Genomic DNA, 20238 nt, shown 5'->3' with positions numbered 1-20238 from the left:
TGACAGTATCGGCCCAATTACTCATGGTAAGCGGTTATTTCGGCTATTTTCAGGGTTCTCGACCGGTTCCGGCTGTCAGCCGGCGTCGCACCGTTCGAGCGGCGATCTCGAACCAATCAACTCGTTACGGACGTTCCGCAACCGTCGATAAAATAAAGGTCCGGGAGAGAGAGGGACGAACGAAGGAATGGCAACGGACACCGAGGTCCTCGTTCTCGGGGGCGGGTCGACGGGCTGTGGCATCGCGCGGGATCTGGCGATGCGCGGCCTCGAGGTGACCCTCGTCGAGCGGGGCAATTTGACCGACGGCACGACCGGCCGGATGCACGGCCTGCTCCACAGCGGCGGCCGCTACGCCGTCTCGGATCGCGCCAGTGCGACGGAGTGTATCGAAGAAAACGAGATCCTCCGGGAGATCGCCGGCCACTGCGTCGAGGAGACCGGTGGCCTGTTCGTCCAGCGCCCCGAGGACTCGGACGACTACTTCCGGGAGAAACTCGAGGGCTGTCGCGACTGCGGGATTCCCGCGCGCGTTCTCTCGGGGCGGGAGGCCCGCGAGGTCGAACCCTATCTCGCGAAGGACGTCAAACGGGCGATCGAGGTTCCCGACGGCGCCGTCGATCCGTTCCGGCTCTGCGTCGCGAACGCGATCGACGCCGAGACCCACGGCGCGCGCGTCGAGACCCACGCGGAGGTGATCGACCTCCTGCGCGACGGCGACGACGTCTACGGCGTCGAGGTGCGCCACGAGTCGGGGCCGGGCAAGCGGACACACGCGGCGGCCGGCACGACCGAGGAGATCACCGCCGAGTACGTCGTCAACGCGACGGGCGCGTGGGCGGGGGAGATCGGCGCGATGGCCGACCTCGAAATCGAGGTCCGTCCCTCCAAGGGCGTCATGACCATCATGAACGTCCGGCAGGTCGACACCGTAATCAACCGCTGCCGGCCGAAGGGCGACGCCGACATCGTCGTCCCCCACGAGACGACGGCCATCCTCGGGACGACCGACGAGGAGGTCGCCGATCCGGACGACTTCCCCGAGGACCAGTGGGAGGTCGACCAGATGATCGACACCCTCTCGGAACTCGTCCCGATCCTCAAGGAGGCCCGGACGATCCGCTCCTTTTGGGGCGTGCGCCCGCTGTACGAGCCGCCGGGGACCGGCACGCAGGACCCCACCGACATCACGCGGGACTTCTTCCTGCTCGACCACGCCGACCGCGACGGCGTCTCGGGCATCTCGAGCATCGTCGGCGGCAAGTTCACCACGTACCGCGCGATGGCCGAGGAGATCTCGGATCACGTCTGCGAGAAGTTAGGCGTCCGGGCCTCGTGTGCGACCGCCGACGAACCGCTGCCCGGCAGCGAAGACATCGCAACGCTCGAGGCCGGCATGGACGATTTCGGCCTCCGATCGCCGGTCGCGCGCCGGAGCAAACAGCGCCTGGGGAGCCGAGCGAGCGAGGTGCTCGAAACCGACGAGGCAAACCCGGTGATCTGTCAGTGCGAGGGCGTGACCCGCGCGGAGATCTGCGACGCGATCGACCAGTCGGGATCGGACCTGAACGCGGTCCGCATTCGGACGCGGGCCTCGATGGGCAACTGTCAGGGCGGCTTCTGCTGTCAGAACATGGCTAACGAACTCCACCCCGAGTACGACGAGGAGACGGTTCGCGCGGCGCTGGACGAACTCTTTCAGGAACGCTGGAAGGGCGAGCGCCACGCCCTCTGGGGCGAACAGCTCTCACAGGCCATGCTCAACTACGCCTTACACGCGACGACGATGAACCGGGATCGGGATCCCGCGAGCGAGCCGACGGCGCTCGAGTTCGACGCGTTCGACGGAGGTGCCTGAGATGGCCATCGAGGACGACGTCCTCGTCATTGGCGGCGGTCTCGCGGGCGCGACGGCAGCGCTCGCGGCCGCTGACGCCGGCCGCGACGTCCGCGTCCGGCTGGTGACGTACAAACAGAGCACGCTCCGGCACGCGAGCGGGCTGATCGACGTTCTGGGCTACGCGCCCGGTGCGCCCGAGGAGGGGCCGCTCGTCGATCCCTTCGACGCGCTCGCGGACCTCCCCGAGGGCCATCCCTACGAGCGCGTCGGCAGCGATGCGGTCCGCGAGGCGCTGGCCTTCTTCGACGACGTCGCGGGCGACGCCTACGCGGGCTCTCACACCGACGCGAACGCGCTGGTCCCGACCCACGGCGGCACCGTCAAACCGACCGCGCGCTATCCCGTCGCGACGGCCGACGGACTGGCCAGCGACGACCGGGACGCGCTGCTGGTCGGCTTCGAGACGCTGCCCGACTTCGAGGCGCCGCTGGCCGCCGCCCACCTCGAGGCCACGGGCGCGCCGTTTTCGGCCCGCGGCACCACGATTCCGTTTCCCGGAATCGTTCGAGACGACGCCAAGGTGACCCGCTACGCGCACCTGTTGGATCAGGACGAGCCCGTGACGACGGGCGCCGGCGAGACCGGCGCGCGCGAGGCGCTCGCGACGACGGTCAGCGAGCATCTCGAGGACGAGTCCCGCGTCGGCTTCCCCGCCGTGCTCGGCGACGAGCACGCGGCCGAGGTCCGTACCGACCTCGCGGACGCCCTCGGCGCCGACGTCTTTGAAGTCCCGATGGGGCCGCCCAGTTTACCGGGAATGCGACTCGAGGACCTGCTGTACGACGCGCTCGAGGAGCGGGGCGTCCGCGTCACGTCGGGCGTGCCGGTGATCGATTACGAGACCGCCGAGGCGGACGCGGTGGCGGCCGACGGCGGCAGCGGCGACGACCGGATCGACCGCGTCGTCGTCGACCGCAACGGCACCGAGATCCCCCACCGCGCCGACCAGTACGTCCTCGCGACGGGCGGGCTGGTCGGCAAAGGGGTTCGCTCCGAACGCGAGCGGGTGTTCGAACCGATCTTCGACTGCCACGTCCCCCACGCCGAGGACCGCTACGACTGGTTCGTCGACGACGTCTTCGGCGACCAACCCTACGCGCGGTTCGGCCTCGCGTCCGACCGCGAGCTTCGGCCGCTCGACGCCCGCGACGAACCGGAGTTCGCGAACCTGCGGGCCGCAGGCGCTGTGCTGGGCGGCTACGACTTCGCGGCCGAGAAGTCCGGCGCCGGCGTCTCGCTCGCGACGGGCTACGTCGCCGGGACGCGGGCCGGCGAGGAGGCTGAGTAGCAATGGGCGACTCGAGCGAGAACCGACGACCGGCCGACTCGAGAGCGAGCGAGACACGACGACTACGAGGACACACATGAGCGACGCAGAGCAACCGACCGACGATCACGTACCGGGCGCCGAAGACGAGGAGTTCGAACCCATCCAGGTGTTCCCCGAGGCCGAAGACATGGACCTTCGGCCTGGGGCGGACAACTGCTACAAGTGCTCGACCTGCGACACCAACTGCCCCGTCGCCGAGGTCGACGACGAGTTCCCCGGCCCGAAGTTCCAGGGCCCCGAGCAGTGGCGGCTCAAGCGCCAGGACGACCACGACGTCGACGACTCGGTGATGAAGTGTTCGAACTGCATGCGCTGTGACAGCGCTTGCCCCTCCGAGGTGCCCCTCTCTCAGATGCACAACACGGCCCGCGGGGAGTACGTCGAGGAGCAGATGGACACATTCTCTCGAGAGTACCTCCGCAATCGCATCCTCGCGAACTACCGCCGACTCGCGCCGCTGGCGGCGGCGTTCCCCCGCACGGCGAACTTCGTGATGGGGCTGTCCGCCACGAAGTGGCTGGGCGAGAAGGTGCTGGGGATCACGAGTGAGCGGGAGTTCCCCGAGTTCGCGACCGAGACGTTCCGCGAGTGGTGGACGAAGCGAGGCGGAGCGAAGGTCGAAAACCCGGACAAGCGGATCGCCTACTTCCACGGCTGCTACTCGAACTACAACACGCCCGAGGTTGCGAAGGCGCTCGTCCGCGTCTACGAGCACTTCGGCTACGAGATCATGGTGCCCGACCAGTCCTGCTCGGGGACGCCGATGTTCGCCAACGGCATGCTCGAGGACGCACGGCGGGCCGCCGAGACCAACGTCCGCGAACTCGCCGCGGCGCTGGAGGACGGCGCCGATATCGTCGCCTCCTGTAGCTCCTGTTCGATGTCGCTGCGTCAGGAGTACCCCGAACTGTTCGATTTCGAGAACACCGAGTCGGTAGCCGAGAACACCTGGGACGCCGTCGAGTATCTCCGGGTTCACGAGGACCTCGAGGGCGAACTCGAGGGGACCAGCGTCGACGGCGAGGACTTCGCCTATCACGCACCGTGTCATTCACGTAACCAGGGACTCGACGGACAGACGATCGAACTGATGAACGCGATCGACGGCATCGAGGCCCATGACGTCGGCGACTCCTGTTCGGGGATCTCCGGCACCTACGGCTGGAAGGAGGAGAACTACGAGACGTCGATGAAGATCGGCGAGGAGATGTTCGAACATATGGACGCGGCTGACGCGCAGACCGGACTGACCGAGTGTCCGACCTGCTCGATGCAGATGGAACACGGCACCGGCTACGAGATCAAACACACGCTCGAGGTCCTCGAGGCGGCGCTGGTCGGGACCGACTCGGCCGTGAGCGGGCGCCGGGAGGCCGGGTAGATGGAGCTGCGGGAGCGCATCGCCCGGCGACGGTCGGCGCGGCAGGACCGTGAGATCCTCGTCGACCGGGACTACCTCAGCCCGGTGGTCCACCCCGCAGACCCGGTCGGTCGCGGCCCCGTCTTAGAACAGTTGCTCGACGCGCTCGAGGCGGTGTTCGACGGCGAGTTGCCGCCGCCGATCGCCGTCGTCGGCCCGGCGGGCGCGGGCACGTCCGCGATCGTCACCGCCGTCTTCGACGCGTTGAACCAGCAACTCGGCGAATCGACCCGGTCGATCGGCACGACGACCCGGGCGGGTCAGACCGGCTCCTCGACGTGGTTCGTCTACGTCGACGGCCGCCGCGTCGAGAGCGCCTTCGCCCTCTATCGGACCGTCCTCTCGGTGCTCTCGAGCGATTCCGTCCCCGAGAGCGGCGTCGGGACCGACGACCTCCGCGACCGGCTCCAGCAGCAACTCGCGCGGCCGGACCGCCACGCCGTCGTCGCGGTCGACCACCACGACGAGCCCGAGACGCTCGCCTACGAGCGGGCCCGCGAATTGCTCGAGCCCGTCGCCGACAGCGTCTCGACCGTCGCGGTCGGCCGGGAGGCCCCCGACGAACTGGCGGCCGAGCATCCGACCGTCACCGTCCCGGCCTACCGCGACCACGAACTCGTCGAGGTGGTCTCCGATCGGGCGTCGACGGGGCTCGCGGCCGGCGCGCTCGATCACGAGTCCGTCCGCGAGCTGGCGGCGTGGGCCGACGGGAACGCCCACGACGCGCTCGCGGCCCTGTTCGGCGCCGCCGTCCTCGCGAGCCAGGACGGGAGCGACCGGATCGCTTCGGCGCACCTCGAGCGGGCGAAAGCCGACGTTCCCGACGACTGCGTCCACCTCGATCGGGTGCTCTCGCTGTCCGAGACCCGCCAGCGCGTGCTGCTCGATCTCGTCGCCATCGACGCCGACGACCGTCCGATTCGAGACCTCGCGACCGAGATCGCCGACCGTTCGTCGCTGACCGCGGGCACCGTCAAACGGTTCCTCTACGAACTCGCCGACCGCGGCGTCGTCGACCGCGTCCCGCTCTCGGCGACCGGGAGCGGCCGACGCCCCAGCGCGCTCGCAGTGCGGTTCCCGACGATCGCGTTCCGGACGCTCGGACCGAGCCTCGACGAGACCGATGGCGAAACCGACGACGAGGCCGCGGACGGAGACGGGACCGCGCCCTCGTCCTGACGGCCGGTTCTCCGCTCGACGTCTCGACCTGACCGATCCGCTCGAGTCCTCGCTATCGAACGTTCGCCCTCGCGGTCGGCTATCGGGCTTCCGCTATCGAAAATCAGTCGTCGCTCCGTTCTGCGTTCCAGATCGCCGCTCAGTACTCGAGGTCGTCGGTGTGCCAGTCGACCAGCAGCACGGCGCCGGCGCCGGCGAGCGCCATCGCGACGGCGACGCCGGGCGTTCCGAGCGACGTCTCGCCGAGGTTGCTCGAGACGCGCTCGACGGGCAGTCGCAACGCGCCCACCATCAGGCTCACCAGCGCGGCCAGCGTCGCGGCCCGGTAGCGCTCGAGGGCGTAGCCGACCGCGTGGGCCATCGTGAACAGGCCGACGACCGCGCCGACGCCGAAGACGACGACGACCGTTCCGCTCTCGAGGACGGGCGCCAGCGCGCCGCCGTCGAGCAGATCGACGAGCGCGTCGATGAACCCGCTTAACGTCCCCGTCATGTACTCGTACTGGCCGAGGATCAGGAGGAAGAACGCGCCCGAAACGCCGGGGAGGATCATCGCACAGATCGCGATCGCTCCGGCGAGGAGGACTATCGGAAGCCCGTGTGGCACGTTCCCCGCGGTCGTCCCCGAGACCGCGAACGCGAGCGCGATCGCGCCGACCGAGATGGCCACGCGGCCGGCCGTCCACCGGTCGATCTCGCCGTAGAGGACGACCGCCGACGCGGCGATCAGCCCGAAGAAGAAGCCGTACGTCGCCACCGGATACGTCGTCGCCGCCCCGTGCATGAGACTCGAGAGGACCACGATCGCCGTCGCGACGCCGAGTCCCAGCGATAGCAAAAAGGGGATCTCCATTCGCTCGAGTTCCGCTCGGAGTCGCGCTCGAGCCTCGGGATCGTGGGGGCGCAGCGCCGGGCGAAAGGCCCGGGGGTCGATGGCCGTGATCGCGCGGATCAGCCGGTCGTAGATGCCGACGATGAGCGCGATCGTCCCGCCCGAGACGCCGGGGACGACGTCGGCCGCGCCCATCGAGAAGCCCTTGCAGTACACGGCGAGAAATTCCCGCATTACCGGAGCTATTTCGGACGGGGAGAAAAGCGTTCTCACTTTCGGAGGTCGCCGCGGCGGCTCGGATTGCGCGACGCGAATTCCGATCGAAAATCGACTGCGACGACGGGGATCCGTTGGCCGTTAGTTGTCCTCGGCTTCGGCGCCGTCCGAACCGGTTTCGTTGCCGCCGTCGGTCTGGTTGCCGTCGTCGGTTTCGTTCCCGCCGTCGGTTTCGTTTCCGTCCGTCGAGCCGCCGTCGGTTTCGTTGCCGTCGGTCTCGTTGCCGTCTTCCGACTCGTCGGGGTCCTCGAGTTCGGTCTGCTCGAACCCGTCGACGGTGATGGTCTCGCCCTGAACCACTGCGGTCTCGGGGACGGCCGTCTCCGCCGCGTAGCCGGTTTCGCCCGGTTCGCCGACGGTCACGTCGTACTCGCCGGTCGCTTCGACGGCGCTGTCCGTGTAGCCGTCCTCGACGCCGAGTTCGTCGTTGGTCGCGTAGGGAACGGTCAGTTCGAACGAGCCGTCCTCGGCGACTTCGGTCTCCTGCGTGTAGTTGAACGTCCGACCGGCGTTCGTCTCGAGTTCGACCTCGACGGTGGCCGTCGTCTCGTTTCCGAGCACGTCGTCTGCGTCGTCGACGGTGCCAGTGAGCGTCGCGCCCTCGACGCGTTCGAACGTCTTCACCGCGGCGGCGCTCCGGACGCCCAGTAGCTGCTGGGTCGGGTTCTGTTGGATGCTCTGAATCCGCTGGAATCCCATCTGCTGTATCGCTACCGACGGACGTCCCTCGCCGGGCGCCGCGAACTCGCCGTCCTGGTAGTAGATCACGTCACCCTCCTGGTAGCCCAGTTCCTGCAGCTCCTGGGCGACCTGTCCCTGAATGGCGCCGGGGACGAACACATTCGCGTAGGTGGCGATCGTCGCCGTCCCAGCGTCGGCGTTTTCGTGGACGGTCCGGTAGTGCTCGAGCCCGTCCGCGTCGTCGAAGTACAGCTGGGACTGCATCGTGTCGTAGTAGGGGATGGTCCCGTTCTGGTAGTCATTGATGTTCACCGGCTCTCCGTCCTCGTGGCCCGACGGCGTCACGTAGTGTTCGTAGTTCGGCCCGGACCACGCGGTGATCGCGGAGAACTTCCCGGCCGCCATCTCGTAGTCGACCATCACGTACCGCATCTGCTCGTGGGTGGCGCCCTCGGACAGCGACTCGAGTTCCTCGGTGGACTTGTCGGCCGGGTTCTCGCCGGCGGCGATGGTATCGAGGACCAGTTCGCCGCGTTCCTCGGACTCGGCGGTCAGGAACGCCGAGGCGGACGGCGCGTTCTGCTGGAACGGGTTCGCGTGGGGGATCCGCTCGCCCTGCGTCGTTATCAGGTGGCCGTAGTCCCACCACGACATCACGCCGTAGGAGCCTTCGGGATAGTCGTAATCCCCGTCGGCGGGGCGGTCGTACGATCCGAAGTACTCGAGCTGATCGGCGTTTTCGTGCTCGCCCCAGTTGCCCGGCGCGGGCGTGTTGTTGGCGAGCCACTCGTTCGACCCCTCCCAGACCATGGTGGCGTCGTAGGACGGGCCGGTGCTATTGGCTTGTTCCCAAGAGGTCGTATCGTCGGCGGCGATCGGCGGGAGTAGCGGCGCGAACAGCAGGATCACGACGAGGAAAAGCACGATCACCTGATAGGTCTCGATTCCGCGAATCGACTCGAGGCTCGCCTGAAGGTCCAGATCGAAGAGGCGAACGAACTCCGCGACGAACGCGGCGTTGACGACCGCGACGCCGAGCACGAGGTAGTACGAGAAGCGAACCTGCGTCGCCGCCATGCTGATCAGGAACAGCGTCCAGACGACGACCAGCGTGTGCTCGGCGCGGATCTTGCGGCCGAACAGCGGGCGAATGACGATGAAAGCGAGGCCGGCGAGCATCGTGTAGAACGCGCTTCCGAACTCGCTAAAGACGCTGTCGAGGAAGTTCTCCGGGGGTTGGGCCTCGGAAATCGTGAGGTCGGTGGCCGTTCCGCCAAACGGGAGCATGCGCCGCGTCGCGTTCCCGACGATCGAGTCGAACAGGCTGGGCAGGAGAAGCCACATCGCCAGCAGCGCCGCGGCGATGAGGCCGGCGATGGCAACGGGGTAGTACCGCCGCTCGATATCGCGATCGTTCCACTGGCGGGCGACCCAGGCCATGAAGACGCAGCCGACGGCCACGAGGAAGGCGGCGAGGGGCTGGAGCAGTCCGAAGCTCGTCGAACTCGTGCTTCCGGGCTGTTCCATCAGGAGGAGCGTCAGGATCGCGGTCACGCCGAGGCTCACCGCGCCGACGAAGGCGACGTGGTCCGGCGAGATCCCGCGGAGGTAGTCGAAGCAGAGTTGCACGGCGAAGAAGACGCCGAAGATACCGACCAGGAGGACCGCCGAGGGCCAGACCCAGATGTACAGCGTGAGCGCGACCCCGGCGAGGACGCTGTAGATGGTCGACGTTCGCAGCGCGTCCCAGTCCCTGTCGACGACCAGTTCGTAGATCGGCTGGTCGCGCTCGGCGACGGTGAGCGCGACCATCATCGCGACGACGGCGATCGCCATGAACAGCACCTCGCCGACGTGGTGGTCGAGCTGGCCGACCGTCGACCGCGTCAGGAACTGCCCTTTCGCGAGTGCGAGCACGAGCACGGAGACGATGCCCCCGAGCGTGCCGCCGAGGCGCCGACCCGCGTAGAAGACCGGAATCGCCACGAGCGCGGCCATCGCCGGGATCATCAGTAGTGCGACGGTGTAGACGGTCTCAGTCGACGGATTGCCGAGCCCGACGATCATCGCGACCGTGACGATTAGTTGGTCGAACAGGGTACCGAACTGGCCGACGTAGTTGCCTTCCGGAAACCCGGTCCACACCTCGTAGGGCATCGTGTTCGGGTAGTTCTCCGCCGTCCATTCGATTGTTCGCCAGTGATACCACGAGTCGACGCCCGCGAGGGCGGGACTCCCGTCTTCGGTAACGAATCGGTCGTACGCCTGGGTCCGCACCCAGAACATAAACAGCATCACAGCCCCGAGCACGGGGATGTGATACCAGTCAGACCACGTCTCGAGGAGGGAGGATGACGTCTCGGAGTCCTCCTCGACGTGTTCGGTGTCCGTACTCATTAGGTTCCACCAGACACAAGTGGAGAATAAGCCTTGTCATCTACCGACCGACGTTTGATATCCGGGAGCCCTAACACCCACACCTCCGGCAGTTTTCGGTCTCGTTGACTATCGCTATCGGATTGCTATTCGCGTTCGAGAACGACCGTTCGAGGTGTTTGAAGGAAAAAGCTTATTCTGCGGTCATCGCAATCGAGTCTCGATGAAGGTCTCCGTCGTTATCTGTACCTACGCGATGGATCGCTACGACGTCTTCTCCGAGTGCGTCGACAGCGTCCTCTCACAAACCTACGACCCGCTCGAGGTTGTCATCCTCGTCGACGGGAACGAACCGGTCTTCGAACAAGTCCAAAACGATTACGGGGGCCTCGATGACGTCGTCTTGCACTGTAACGACGAGAATCAGGGAATTTCGCACAGTCGGACTCGAGGCGCCGAGATCGCCACCGGCGACGTCGTCGCGTTCATCGACGACGACGCCGTGGCCGAGGACGACTGGGTCGCGGAACTGGCTCGCGTCTACGAGGAGACCGACGCCCTCGCCGTCGGCGGCCACGTCGCTCCTGATTGGGTGACCGAGAAACCCGACTTCTTCCCGGCGGAGTTCTACTGGCTTGTCGGCTGTGACGAGCGCGGCATGGGCGAGCACATGGAAGAACTGCGGAACACGTACGGCTCGAACATCTCGTTTCGCCGCGAGGTGTTCTTGAACGTCGGCGGCTACGACGAGAACACGGGCCGCCACGGCGATCGCCACATCCAGGCCCACGAGGCGCCCGTCTGCATTCGAATCGCGAACAAGTACGGACGGGGCGTGATCTACAACACGGATGCGGTGGTCCATCACAAACTGTTCGACTATCGTGGGGACTTCCAGTGGCTGGTATTCCGATCGTTCTGGCAGGGATACTCGAAACGGATCATGGATCTGCTGCTGCCCGAGGCGAAGGGTGATAAAAACGAGTATCTACGGGATCTCATGCTCGAGTTCGTTCCGGAGCGGCTGTCGGATCTCGTGCGACGGCCCTCGAGTGCGAAAGCGAAGCAGCTCGTGACGATCTTTATTTTTACCGCGGCGGTCGGGTTCGGTTACCTGTACGGGTTAATCGAAATGGATCGAACAGAACTGACCGTTGAGAGCGACACCGTAAGTAGCACGTAACCGTTACGAATTGTAAACGACTCAGTTGTCCGATTCGTACTGTTCGTACCAGGAGGGGGTGATGTCAGCGTTCGAGACCGCCGTATCGACTGCGTCTCGCATACTGTCATGGAACGCATCTACGGAGAAGCGGTCGGCGAAAGTGGCAATCTCCGACGCAGACCAATCGACCCCTTCTTTCTCGAACCGGCGAATCGTCTCGGTAAGGGACGGTCCGGTCTCTCCTGTTCGAGTGTGTCGATAGCCGTTCTTCCCGTCGACGACCTGAAACTGTGTCATTCCCTCCTTGACCCCGAGCAGTGGCGTACCGGCCGCCAGCGCTTCGACTGGAGCAATCCCGAAGTCCTCGTCACGGCCGTTGAATACAAACGCTTTCGCACCCGATAGTAGGCGCTGTTTCTCGGCCTCGTCGACGAACCCCAGAAACTCGACGTTGTCGCCGGCCATGCGTTCGAGGCGCTCGCGCTCGGGCCCGTCACCGGCGACGAGTAGTCGCTGCTCAAGTTCGTTGAATGCTCTGACGATCCCGTCGATATCTTTGTGCCAATCCAGCCGCGATAGGGTCACGTAGTACTCTTCCGTCTCCTCGTCGGTCGGATTGTATTTGTGGGTATCGACGGGCGGATACACAACGCGGATCTTCTCACTCGGGACGCCCCAGTACCGCTCGACTCGACGCTTGACGAGTTCGGAGTTGACGACATAGAGATCGGGTCGATGAGTGTTGTGATCGAACAGGACACGGATCGCGTAGTAAACGAGCAATTGGAGCCGAGGGAACCGTGCAGATTCGATCTCGGTGATCTGATCCGATTGTCTGCGGTTCGTGTGATGAATATACGCGACCCACGTCTGCTCGGTTGGAGCGACGTAAAACAGCGGCTCGTTCCCGCTCGTGACGAGGATGTCGTACTCCCGCAGCGGCGACGCGAGCTGCCACCCCACGAGATGGGCGAGCTGGCGTGCCAGTCCACCCTGTTCGAGGGCGCGGTTCAGCAGCCGATCTTGGATGAGCTGTTCGGCCTCGATATCGGCCGGCTCGATGGATTCGTCGCGCCAGCCGACGTAGAACGGTGCGTCCTCGAAGACCCGTGCGAGTTCCCAAGCGAGGCGATCGCCGCCACCGTTAGCGTGTTCGCCCCAGTGGGCGACCGCCAGCTCTCGATCGGCCGCTCCGAAATCGGTCATTACGTTCGTTTCGTTGACCAACGGCCATATCCTTCACGGGTCTCCCGTCGGTGACTGAGAGCGCGTCCGTTCGGCGTCAGTCCCGGCGGACGCGCTCGTAGACGTCGTGAAACCGCGGAACGACAACATCCGGATGATACTGCTCTTCGACGAACTGTCGGTTCTCACGGCCGATCCGGTCGCGGTTCGTGACGGCGTATTCGATGCTCTCGCTCAGGCTCGCCGGATCGCCGGGTTCGGCCAGCAGTTCCGACTGGGGGACGGTTTCCGCGGGACCGCCGATGTCCGTCGCAACAACCGGGAGTCCGGCCTGCATCGCCTCGAGAATCGTCCGACCGAACGGCTCCGGCCAGACGCCGGGGTGGACGAACACGTCCGCGTCCGCGTACGCTCGAGTAACCTCCTCGTAGGGGACCGAGCCGGTGAACTCGATCCTGTCGAATGCGGCAGCTTTCGCGGCGCGGGCTTCCAGCGCGTCCCGCTCCGGCCCGTCGCCGACGACCGTCAGTTCGATCTGCTCCGGGAGGCGATCCATCGCGTCGACGAGATACCGTACCCCCTTCGTGTCCCGGAGATAGCCGACATACAGCAGCTCCACCTGATCCGTCTCCTCGGTCCCATCGGCGGGGACCTCGAAGGACGGATCGAGCATATTTGGGATCACTTCGTAGTCGGCAGTCTCGAGCCCGTGGCTCCGGTAGACCCGCTCGACAGCGCTGCTAAGCGGCAGAAATAGGCCGATGTTCGCCATCTGCTCCAGTAGACGAGGCCGTTCGAGGCGCAGCAGTGTTCGTTCGTACAGTCGGCGCTTGAGCGAGGGGCTCACGTTCACCTCTGCCCAGTCGACGAGCGGGTACGCGTTCAGCGTCGCCACCGCGGGAACGTCGAGCGTCGCGGAGAGCCGTCCCACGGCGGGATGGAGGTGCATGTTGTACGCGTGGATCACGTCAGGGTCTGGCCCGACCGCCCTGAGCTTCCGGTAGGCGATCTCGTTCGGCAGGGTGTAGGGGTACTGCGGAACGTCCGCGAGCCGGAAGACCGGAACCCCCCCGACCGTCTCCGTGGACTCGCCGTCGAACGAGTAGACGACCACTTCGTCGACGGCGTCTCGAGCGTGGAGCTGCTCGGCGAGCAGCCGAGCGCTGATCTCTCCGCCGCCGGCGTGGGTCGGCGGGTATCGTGGGGTGACGAGGGCGATTCGCGTCATTCGTCTCTTCTCATCGGTGTTCGGCCGACCGACTCGCCTCGATGAAATAGTTCGCGCGCCGGTCGCCGCGGAACTTGAGTTCGAAGCCCAGTTCCCGAAAGAGCGTTTCCACCTCGTCGGCACTGCCCCCGATCTCCCGTATCTTCTCCGTGTGTATCTCACAGAAGACGCGACGACAGGCCGGATCGTTGAGTGTCTCGCGAAGCCCCTCGAGCGCGAGATACTCCGCCCCTTCGATATCGATCTTGCAGACATTCGGCGGCCGGAGGTCACGTTCGCTGACGAGGTCGTCGCCGCGTCGCGTCTCGATCTCGAGGGTCCCGTCGCGGCCGTCGGCGAACTGGTGGCCTGTCCGTCCGTTCACGGCCATTCGGGTCGTTCCGTTCGTGTCGGACAGCGCGACGTTGAACGTCTCGACCGGCGCGTCGTTTCGGTCGACGTTCCGGCGGAGGACGTTGTAGGCGTCCGGCGTCGGCTCGAAGGCGACAACGTGCCCTGATCCTAGCCGGCTTCCGACCAGACAGGAGTAGATACCGACGTTCGCGCCGACATCGTAGAACACGTCGTCCGCCTCAACGGCCGAGAGGACGCGTTCAATGAGCGACCGTTCGGAGCGGATGTCGTCGGCGAAGTCGTGTCGACCCAGCCGGCGGCGGGACATGTCGAACTCGGCACTCGCGTCGCCGACCGAATACCGCTTGTACTCGGGCTTTGTCCGCTGATAGATCGGATCGAACCGAGCGAGGATCTTCTTTCGGGCCCCGCTCGCGACCGCTCCAGCGCCCTCCGAGCGGAACAGTCGATACGCCCGGTGTAGAAGGGTCATAGTTGCCTCATAATGCTGCGTGTACTACAAGTACCTGACGCTCTATGGCTTGCCAGGCGCCTCGCGTCGTTCGGAACGGTTATCGTTGGCCCCCCGACATTCGCCGAATGCCCTGGGTCTCCCTGAACGCACGCTTCGGGAAGGCGAACAGAGCGGAGACAGTGTCGAATGACCCGTTCGAAGTCCCCAGCGGGAGTGATGTCAGCTCCCCTGTTGGCCACTCGCAAGCATCGACAGTCGAATCGGGGTGGATGGTCGCGACTCCTCATCCATGGCTGCGATAGTATCGAGCCGTCTGATGACACGGAGTCCGGGAGTTTCGGATGCGGGTTCACTTGTATCCCAGCGACCGAAGACGTTCTTCGACCGTGGCGGACTCGGCCCGCTCGAAGGCGATCGGTTCGTCGCTCGTGATGTCGCGTCGAGCGTCTGCCTCCAACTCTAGCCACGGGACGACGTACAGCGTCCGATTGCGGATGTATTTGAATGAATGGCCGAACTTGGGCTTTGTCAACGGAGTCAGTCGCTCACCGAGCATTTCGCCGTGGTCTGCCGAAACGACGGTCTTGCCGGTGAGTTGCTCGGTGAGCGACGTCACGTGGTCAAGTACGATGTCGAGCGTCTCGCGATAGGCCTGGCGGGTCTTGTCGATCGGGATTTCGCCCCGCTCGAGGAGCGTCGCGTACGAGGGTTGGTCCGTCCGTGCCCCGATGTGGGCGATGTTTCGGTTGAACCCGCGGATATTGTACTCCTCCTGTAGCGTTTCCGCAGTCGGACCAAGATAGGGACGGTGGGGCTGCATGAAGTGCGCGATGATCCGTTTGTTCGGGTACCGCTCGTATGCGTCCAGTACCGCGTCGACGACGTCGCCCGGAAGCACAGTTTCGCGCTCTTCGTTCCATTCATCGATATAGAGGGGATGAACTGCGTGGAACACGTCGTCGGCCAACTTTTCAGTGTGGGGATTAGCGGTCACATAGACGGTGTCATGGTACTGCTCGCCAACGAAGTTCCCTTTCATGAACTCCCAGCTTCGGCCCCCATGTGAGACGACGGCCGAGAGATCGCCAGACATCGTATTTTGCGCTTCAAAACGGTCGTAACGGCAGGCGTCAAGGAGAATAAGATTGTCCCAGTCTTGTTCCATCACGTCAACTGAGTCACCGCTGTGGCGCAGATCGAACGCGATTCGTTGGAGTTCCCAGAGGACGTATTCCGGTCTCTGAAGCACTTTTTTGATATTCTCAAGCGTGTATCGTTCCATCATGTACTGGGTCAAATTTCGGCTACTTTAAACTCTAGTTTGGTAGTTGCGATTCACATGACAAGCTAACATACGTCAGTATGCTTTTGCGATGATACCCGGGGTCGTTCTGACCGATAGCATTAAGATTGAGAAGGGGAGACTCACAACCGAACACTTAAACACTATGCCGGATCTCAATCAGGAGAATATACTGAAAGGACTGAAAAATCCGTCTCGAGTGGTTGATTCGGTCTTACTTGACTATCTATACAGAGTTCCAGCAATCGCCGTCAACGGCCACCGAACGATCGGAACGAACGTATTTGATCGTAAGTGGGACGTTCTGATCCTACTCGATACGTGTCGAGTGGACGCTATGCGCATCGTCCAAGATGAGTACGACTTTATCAATACCGTCGACAGTATCTGGTCGGTAGGGGGTGCGTCCGCCGAATGGCTCGCCCGTACGTTCGACGAACAACATCTCGATCAAATCCGGGAAACTGCGTTCCTATCGGCTCAGAGCCATATCCAAGAGGTGTTAGACACAAAGGTCCACGAGACCGATAGCGATAGACCGTTGCCATTTAAGACGCTTCGCCTCTTTCCGTCCGTAGATATAAGCGAACTCGGTAAGGCGGAGTATCTTTTTAAATTCGAAACCATCGGAGAAGAGGGGCCGTTCGGACATACGGAAGGAAACACGCCACCGAGATACGTGACCGACCGCGCGATCTCGGTTGGGCGCGAACGTGACTTTGATCGTCTTATCCTCCAGTATCACCAACCGCATACGCCTTGGTTTTCGAAAGCACTCGAAGAGGATCGTGACTTGGAGTATCACGAGTACGACTGGTGGAACTATTACTACGAAACAGGGGACCTCGACAGCATTTGGGAGGCGTACATGAGCGATCTTCGATACGTCTTGGATGACATTGGACTCCTCCTGAATAATTTGAACGCGAACCGAGTGGCAATCTCTTCCGACCACGGCGAAGCGTTCGGCGAGTACGGAATCCTCGGCCACAAACTCGGAAGCCTTCACCCTCAGATCCGGAAGGTCCCGTGGGTAATTACGTCCGCGGAAGACAACGAAACCCACGAACCGACAGTCGAGGAACCGAATAATGCACGGATGTCTCGGGAAGAGCTCGATGAACAACTAGAGGCATTGGGTTACAAAGTTTGAACAACTAATGGCCGCTCTCTGAACCGAAACGTTATTTCCCCGGAGGGAAGTTCCACATCGTATGCGTCACCATCTCCGCAAAGCGAAGGAACTCTACGCCAGCGGAGGGCTACTCCGGACCTCTAAGAGTGTGTTACGATACGTTCCTATCGAACTCAATAACCTCGCTTTTCGGCTCCGACACGGAAAAGGAACTCGCATTATGTCCGAAGACTGGGACAATCTGTTGATTTTGGACGCCTGTCGATACGATATGTTCGCGGACCGGATCGATATCGACGGTAGCTTGGAGTCGCGGATCTCGTTAGGGTCCAGTAGCGAGGAGTTCCTCGAACGGAATTTCGCCACCGTGGAGTTCCACGATACCGTCTACGTCAACGCGAATCCCTACATTCCGCGTCTGGATCTCGATGAAGGCACTTTCCATGCCGTCGTAGACTGTCTGGGCGATTGGGACACGGAGTTACAGACCGTGACCCCGGAAACCGTCGCTCGAGCTGCGGCAGACGCCCACGAAACCTACCCTGACAAGCGCCTCATCGTCCACTTCATGCAGCCACACGCGCCGTTCATCGGGGAACTCGGCCGGAACATGGTTGGCGGCGGGTGGACGATGGACCACGATGGAGAGCCGCAACACGGCGTAGAGACGGAACCGGGCATCTGGCACCAGCTTCGCGATGATACCACTGACGTGGACCTAGAGACGGTCTGGGAGGCGTATTTGGAGAATCTCGACGTCGTACTCGAGGAGGTCGCCGACCTCCTCGAGACGCTCGACGGCAAGTCGGTAATTACGGCTGACCACGGCAACCTCGTTGGGGAGCGGCTGTCGCCAATCCCGAGCCGCCGGAAGTACGGGCATCCGTACGGCGTCCACGCTGAGGAACTGGTCAAAGTCCCCTGGTTCGTCGTCGAGGGTGACGATCACAGGGAGGTGCGGCCGGAACCGCCGGTCGAGCGAGAGAGCGTTGACGAGGACACCGTCGACGAGCGTCTCGAGGCGCTGGGGTATCGATGACCGGAGTTTTCGCCCCGTGCGGACGGCGATCCGAGCCGTCGGAACCGATAGCGTACTCGCCCACAGAACCATGATCTCGACGGAGTTTGCCTCTCGAAAGCTCAGGCGGAAGTTCGCGGCCGACGGGGTTCGGGAATCGATCGTCGCGGCTGGTGATCTGCTAACCCGGAAACGCCTTGGCCGACCCGTCTTCGACCCGCTTGTCGAACACGGCGTCGTTCGGACCGTCTCCCGGGACACCCTCGAGTCGGTCGCGAGCGAAACGGTCACCGTTCCGGGAGATGACGAGGAGCAGTCCCCTCCGTTCGTCGCGCTCATAGAAAACGGGCGCATCCTCTCGGAGACTGGACTGGTGCTGACCCCACAACTCGAAATCGTCGAGGAAAGCGCCGCCGCGCCGGACCAGGCCCAGCAGGCGATGATGGCGATGCTCTCCAGACAGCTGTTCTACGGCGACGCCCCGCTCCGTGACCTGTTGTCGGGACCGCGCCCGGGCAGCACCCGCGGGGCCGCGGGCTCGCTGGACATCGCCGCACCGCTCGTTCCCCGATATCCGAACTACTATCACTGGATCGTCGAGACAGTCCCAAAGATCCGCTACATCCGGGCGTTCGAGGAGGCAACCGGCGAGCGCGTAACGCTGTTGGTGCCGCCAGACGCGCCGCCGTTTGTCGATGAAACGCTCGAGTTGCTCGAGTGGCCCGAGTCGCGGATCGAGTACGCGACGGCGCCGGCCTACGACGTCTCGCGGCTCGTCGTTCCCTCGTTCCCGGAGCGACGCGCCGAGGACTTCGGGTGGCTCCGCCGAGCGGTCCTCGACAGTGCGCCCGAAACGACGCCGAAGAGCGGCGACAACGTCTACGTCTCGCGGGCCAACGCCGTCGAACGACGCGTGGTAAACGAGGATGAGGTCATGGACGTCCTATCACGGTTCGGTTTCTCGTGCTATCTGCTCGAGGAGCAGTCGCTCGAGCGGAACGCGCGGCTGTTCGCAGATGCGGATATCGTTGTCGGACCTCATGGAGCCGGCCTCACTGATATTGTCTTCGCCGACGGCTGTACGCTCGTAGAACTGTTCGGCGATAAGGTCAAGCAGCCCTATCGGCTATTGGCGGCGACACTCGGCGTGTCCTACGAACCGATGTATTGTCGTGCGGAGTCGGCCGACATCGTCGTCGACACTACGACGCTAGAAGAGACGCTTCGAGAGATGCAGAGTCAGTAGCGTCTTACGATCGGCTGTCGGCCGCAAAGCGGACAGTGTTGGAATGACGAAAGTGCCTTGAGTAGGGGCAATGTCCATTCAGACACCCTTCCACACCAGTATTATGAAGAATCACTACACATTTGAGAACTTAAAACGGGCGATACGAAACCCAGTTCTGATTGGCCGAGAGGCCGTTAGGTTGACTAGCTGGCCAATCCATAAGGGATACGGAAAATACACCGATCGAAAATACGGGGAGGGGATCGATGTGATGGCAGAGGATTGGGACAACCTGTTCATTCTCGATGCCTGTCGGTACGACTATTTCGAGCGTCTCAACACGGTCGACGGGACGCTTTATAAGGCGCCGTCGAAAGGGAAGAAAAGCTGGGAATTCATGCGGGAGAACTTCGCGATCGGAGAATTTCACGATACCGTTTACGTGACGGCGAACCCGTTTTCGACCGATCTCGATGAGGACACGTTCTATCACATCGATCACCTACACGCCGATCGATGGGATGAAGACATCGGAACGGTCCAGCCGGACGATGTCGTCAGCGCGGCGATCGAAGCCCACGAGCAGTATCCCGACAAGCGACTTATCGTTCATTTCATGCAGCCTCATCGTCCTTACCTCGGGGAAACGGCGGACGAACTGCGGCGTCGACTGGACCTTCAGGGATACGGGAAACACGAGGAGGGAATCCAGATCTGGGGCGCAGTCAAACAGCGGGACGTAACGTTTCAGGAGATCCGTGATGCCTATACCGAAAGCCTCGAGATAGCGCTCGATCACGTCGAGGAACTGCTCGAGGAGGTCTCCGGAAAGTCCGTTGTCACCGCCGATCATGGGGAGATGCTCGGTGAGCGGGTCTTCCCGTTCACGAGCCGTGTTTGGGGCCACATGGAAGGGTTCAGTACGCCGACGCTCCGCGAGGTCCCGTGGCTGGTCATCGATGCGGACGAACGTCGCGAGATCCGTAGTTCGGATCCCATCGAGTCCGAAGGAGATTTGGACGACGACGAGATAGCGGATCGATTGGAGGCGCTGGGGTACGCGGATTAACGGTGCGAGTGCGATAGCGACCACCGACGCACCACGAGAGCGGTCCCGGTTCAGTATACGGTTGGATCCGTCACGACGGACGTGCGAAAACTCGAACCCGAATCG

The 20238-nt window shown here is 63.5% G+C and carries 15 protein-coding genes; 9 read left to right on the top strand and 6 right to left on the bottom strand.

Translation table 11 applies throughout. The features are described 5' to 3' along the window. Positions 1-187 precede the first annotated feature (187 nt). The 4 genes from glpA (at position 188) to HTUR_RS14610 (ending at position 5829) form a co-directional block, all read left to right on the top strand. The gene (glpA, locus tag HTUR_RS14625) at positions 188-1858 is read left to right on the top strand and encodes an anaerobic glycerol-3-phosphate dehydrogenase subunit GlpA (protein WP_012944095.1); all 1671 of its coding nucleotides are present in this window, start codon (positions 188-190) and stop codon (positions 1856-1858) included. 1 nt (position 1859) lies between these two features. Beyond that, on the top strand, positions 1860-3188 hold the full coding sequence (glpB, locus tag HTUR_RS14620; RefSeq protein WP_012944094.1) for a glycerol-3-phosphate dehydrogenase subunit GlpB: 1329 nt from the start codon (positions 1860-1862) through the stop codon (positions 3186-3188). A gap of 76 nt (positions 3189-3264) precedes the next feature. Continuing rightward, positions 3265-4611, top strand: a complete 1347-nt coding sequence (locus HTUR_RS14615; RefSeq protein WP_012944093.1) for an anaerobic glycerol-3-phosphate dehydrogenase subunit C — start codon at positions 3265-3267, stop codon at positions 4609-4611. Beyond that, positions 4612-5829, top strand: a complete 1218-nt coding sequence (locus tag HTUR_RS14610) for a Cdc6/Cdc18 family protein (RefSeq protein ID WP_012944092.1) — start codon at positions 4612-4614, stop codon at positions 5827-5829. Positions 5830-5968: 139 nt separating this feature from the next. Here HTUR_RS14610 and HTUR_RS14605 read toward each other — a convergent pair whose 3' ends face one another. Together HTUR_RS14605 and HTUR_RS14600 are read right to left on the bottom strand one after the other, a co-directional pair. After that, entirely contained in the window at positions 5969-6895 is a 927-nt protein-coding gene (locus tag HTUR_RS14605; protein WP_012944091.1) for a DUF368 domain-containing protein, read from the bottom strand. Between the two features lie 123 nt (positions 6896-7018). Beyond that, on the bottom strand, positions 7019-10015 hold the full coding sequence (locus tag HTUR_RS14600) for an oligosaccharyl transferase, archaeosortase A system-associated (RefSeq protein WP_012944090.1): 2997 nt from the start codon (positions 10013-10015) through the stop codon (positions 7019-7021). Positions 10016-10217: 202 nt separating this feature from the next. On the opposite strand from HTUR_RS14600, the gene aglG reads away from it, so the two are divergent. Further along, positions 10218-11177 (top strand): glucosyl-dolichyl phosphate glucuronosyltransferase, encoded by a 960-nt coding sequence (aglG, locus tag HTUR_RS14595; RefSeq protein ID WP_012944089.1) that lies wholly within the window; start codon positions 10218-10220, stop codon positions 11175-11177. A gap of 21 nt (positions 11178-11198) precedes the next feature. On the opposite strand, the gene HTUR_RS14590 is transcribed toward aglG, so the two are convergent. From HTUR_RS14590 to HTUR_RS14575, 4 genes are all read right to left on the bottom strand, one after another. Next, positions 11199-12365 (bottom strand): glycosyltransferase, encoded by a 1167-nt coding sequence (locus HTUR_RS14590; RefSeq protein ID WP_012944088.1) that lies wholly within the window; start codon positions 12363-12365, stop codon positions 11199-11201. 76 nt (positions 12366-12441) lie between these two features. Further along, positions 12442-13572: a glycosyltransferase family 4 protein gene (locus tag HTUR_RS14585; protein WP_012944087.1), complete on the bottom strand. Its 1131-nt coding sequence runs from the start codon at positions 13570-13572 to the stop codon at positions 12442-12444. Positions 13573-13582: 10 nt separating this feature from the next. Continuing rightward, positions 13583-14398, bottom strand: coding sequence for an FkbM family methyltransferase (locus HTUR_RS14580; protein ID WP_012944086.1), 816 nt, complete (start codon positions 14396-14398; stop codon positions 13583-13585). A 331-nt stretch (positions 14399-14729) separates the two neighbouring features. After that, positions 14730-15662 carry a hypothetical protein gene (locus tag HTUR_RS14575; protein ID WP_226377453.1) on the bottom strand — a complete coding sequence of 311 codons (933 nt, stop codon included), beginning with the start codon at positions 15660-15662 and terminating at the stop codon, positions 14730-14732. A 91-nt stretch (positions 15663-15753) separates the two neighbouring features. Here HTUR_RS14575 and HTUR_RS14570 point away from each other — a divergent pair, with 91 nt between their 5' ends. From HTUR_RS14570 to HTUR_RS14555, 4 genes are all read left to right on the top strand, one after another. Beyond that, positions 15754-16836 (top strand): hypothetical protein, encoded by a 1083-nt coding sequence (locus HTUR_RS14570; RefSeq protein ID WP_012944084.1) that lies wholly within the window; start codon positions 15754-15756, stop codon positions 16834-16836. Between the two features lie 202 nt (positions 16837-17038). Beyond that, positions 17039-17857 carry a hypothetical protein gene (locus HTUR_RS14565; protein WP_226377452.1) on the top strand — a complete coding sequence of 273 codons (819 nt, stop codon included), beginning with the start codon at positions 17039-17041 and terminating at the stop codon, positions 17855-17857. Between the two features lie 16 nt (positions 17858-17873). Next, complete coding sequence (locus tag HTUR_RS14560; protein WP_226377451.1) at positions 17874-19082, top strand: glycosyltransferase family 61 protein; 1209 nt, start codon at positions 17874-17876, stop codon at positions 19080-19082. 253 nt (positions 19083-19335) lie between these two features. Further along, positions 19336-20133 (top strand): hypothetical protein, encoded by a 798-nt coding sequence (locus HTUR_RS14555; RefSeq protein WP_049941755.1) that lies wholly within the window; start codon positions 19336-19338, stop codon positions 20131-20133. Positions 20134-20238: the final 105 nt, after the last annotated feature.

Source organism: Haloterrigena turkmenica DSM 5511, from assembly GCF_000025325.1.
GTDB lineage: Archaea > Halobacteriota > Halobacteria > Halobacteriales > Natrialbaceae > Haloterrigena > Haloterrigena turkmenica.
This window is presented reverse-complemented; position numbering and strand designations above follow the sequence as displayed.

Coding starts and splice junctions, on each gene's coding strand:
- glpA (WP_012944095.1), top strand. CDS start 188: ATGGCAACGGACACCGAGGTCCTCGTTCTCGGGGGCGGGTCGACGGGC.
- glpB (WP_012944094.1), top strand. CDS start 1,860: ATGGCCATCGAGGACGACGTCCTCGTCATTGGCGGCGGTCTCGCGGGC.
- HTUR_RS14615 (WP_012944093.1), top strand. CDS start 3,265: ATGAGCGACGCAGAGCAACCGACCGACGATCACGTACCGGGCGCCGAA.
- HTUR_RS14610 (WP_012944092.1), top strand. CDS start 4,612: ATGGAGCTGCGGGAGCGCATCGCCCGGCGACGGTCGGCGCGGCAGGAC.
- HTUR_RS14605 (WP_012944091.1), bottom strand. CDS start 6,895: ATGCGGGAATTTCTCGCCGTGTACTGCAAGGGCTTCTCGATGGGCGCG.
- HTUR_RS14600 (WP_012944090.1), bottom strand. CDS start 10,015: ATGAGTACGGACACCGAACACGTCGAGGAGGACTCCGAGACGTCATCC.
- aglG (WP_012944089.1), top strand. CDS start 10,218: ATGAAGGTCTCCGTCGTTATCTGTACCTACGCGATGGATCGCTACGAC.
- HTUR_RS14590 (WP_012944088.1), bottom strand. CDS start 12,365: ATGACCGATTTCGGAGCGGCCGATCGAGAGCTGGCGGTCGCCCACTGG.
- HTUR_RS14585 (WP_012944087.1), bottom strand. CDS start 13,572: ATGACGCGAATCGCCCTCGTCACCCCACGATACCCGCCGACCCACGCC.
- HTUR_RS14580 (WP_012944086.1), bottom strand. CDS start 14,398: ATGACCCTTCTACACCGGGCGTATCGACTGTTCCGCTCGGAGGGCGCT.
- HTUR_RS14575 (WP_226377453.1), bottom strand. CDS start 15,662: ATGGAACGATACACGCTTGAGAATATCAAAAAAGTGCTTCAGAGACCG.
- HTUR_RS14570 (WP_012944084.1), top strand. CDS start 15,754: ATGATACCCGGGGTCGTTCTGACCGATAGCATTAAGATTGAGAAGGGG.
- HTUR_RS14565 (WP_226377452.1), top strand. CDS start 17,039: ATGTCCGAAGACTGGGACAATCTGTTGATTTTGGACGCCTGTCGATAC.
- HTUR_RS14555 (WP_049941755.1), top strand. CDS start 19,336: ATGGCAGAGGATTGGGACAACCTGTTCATTCTCGATGCCTGTCGGTAC.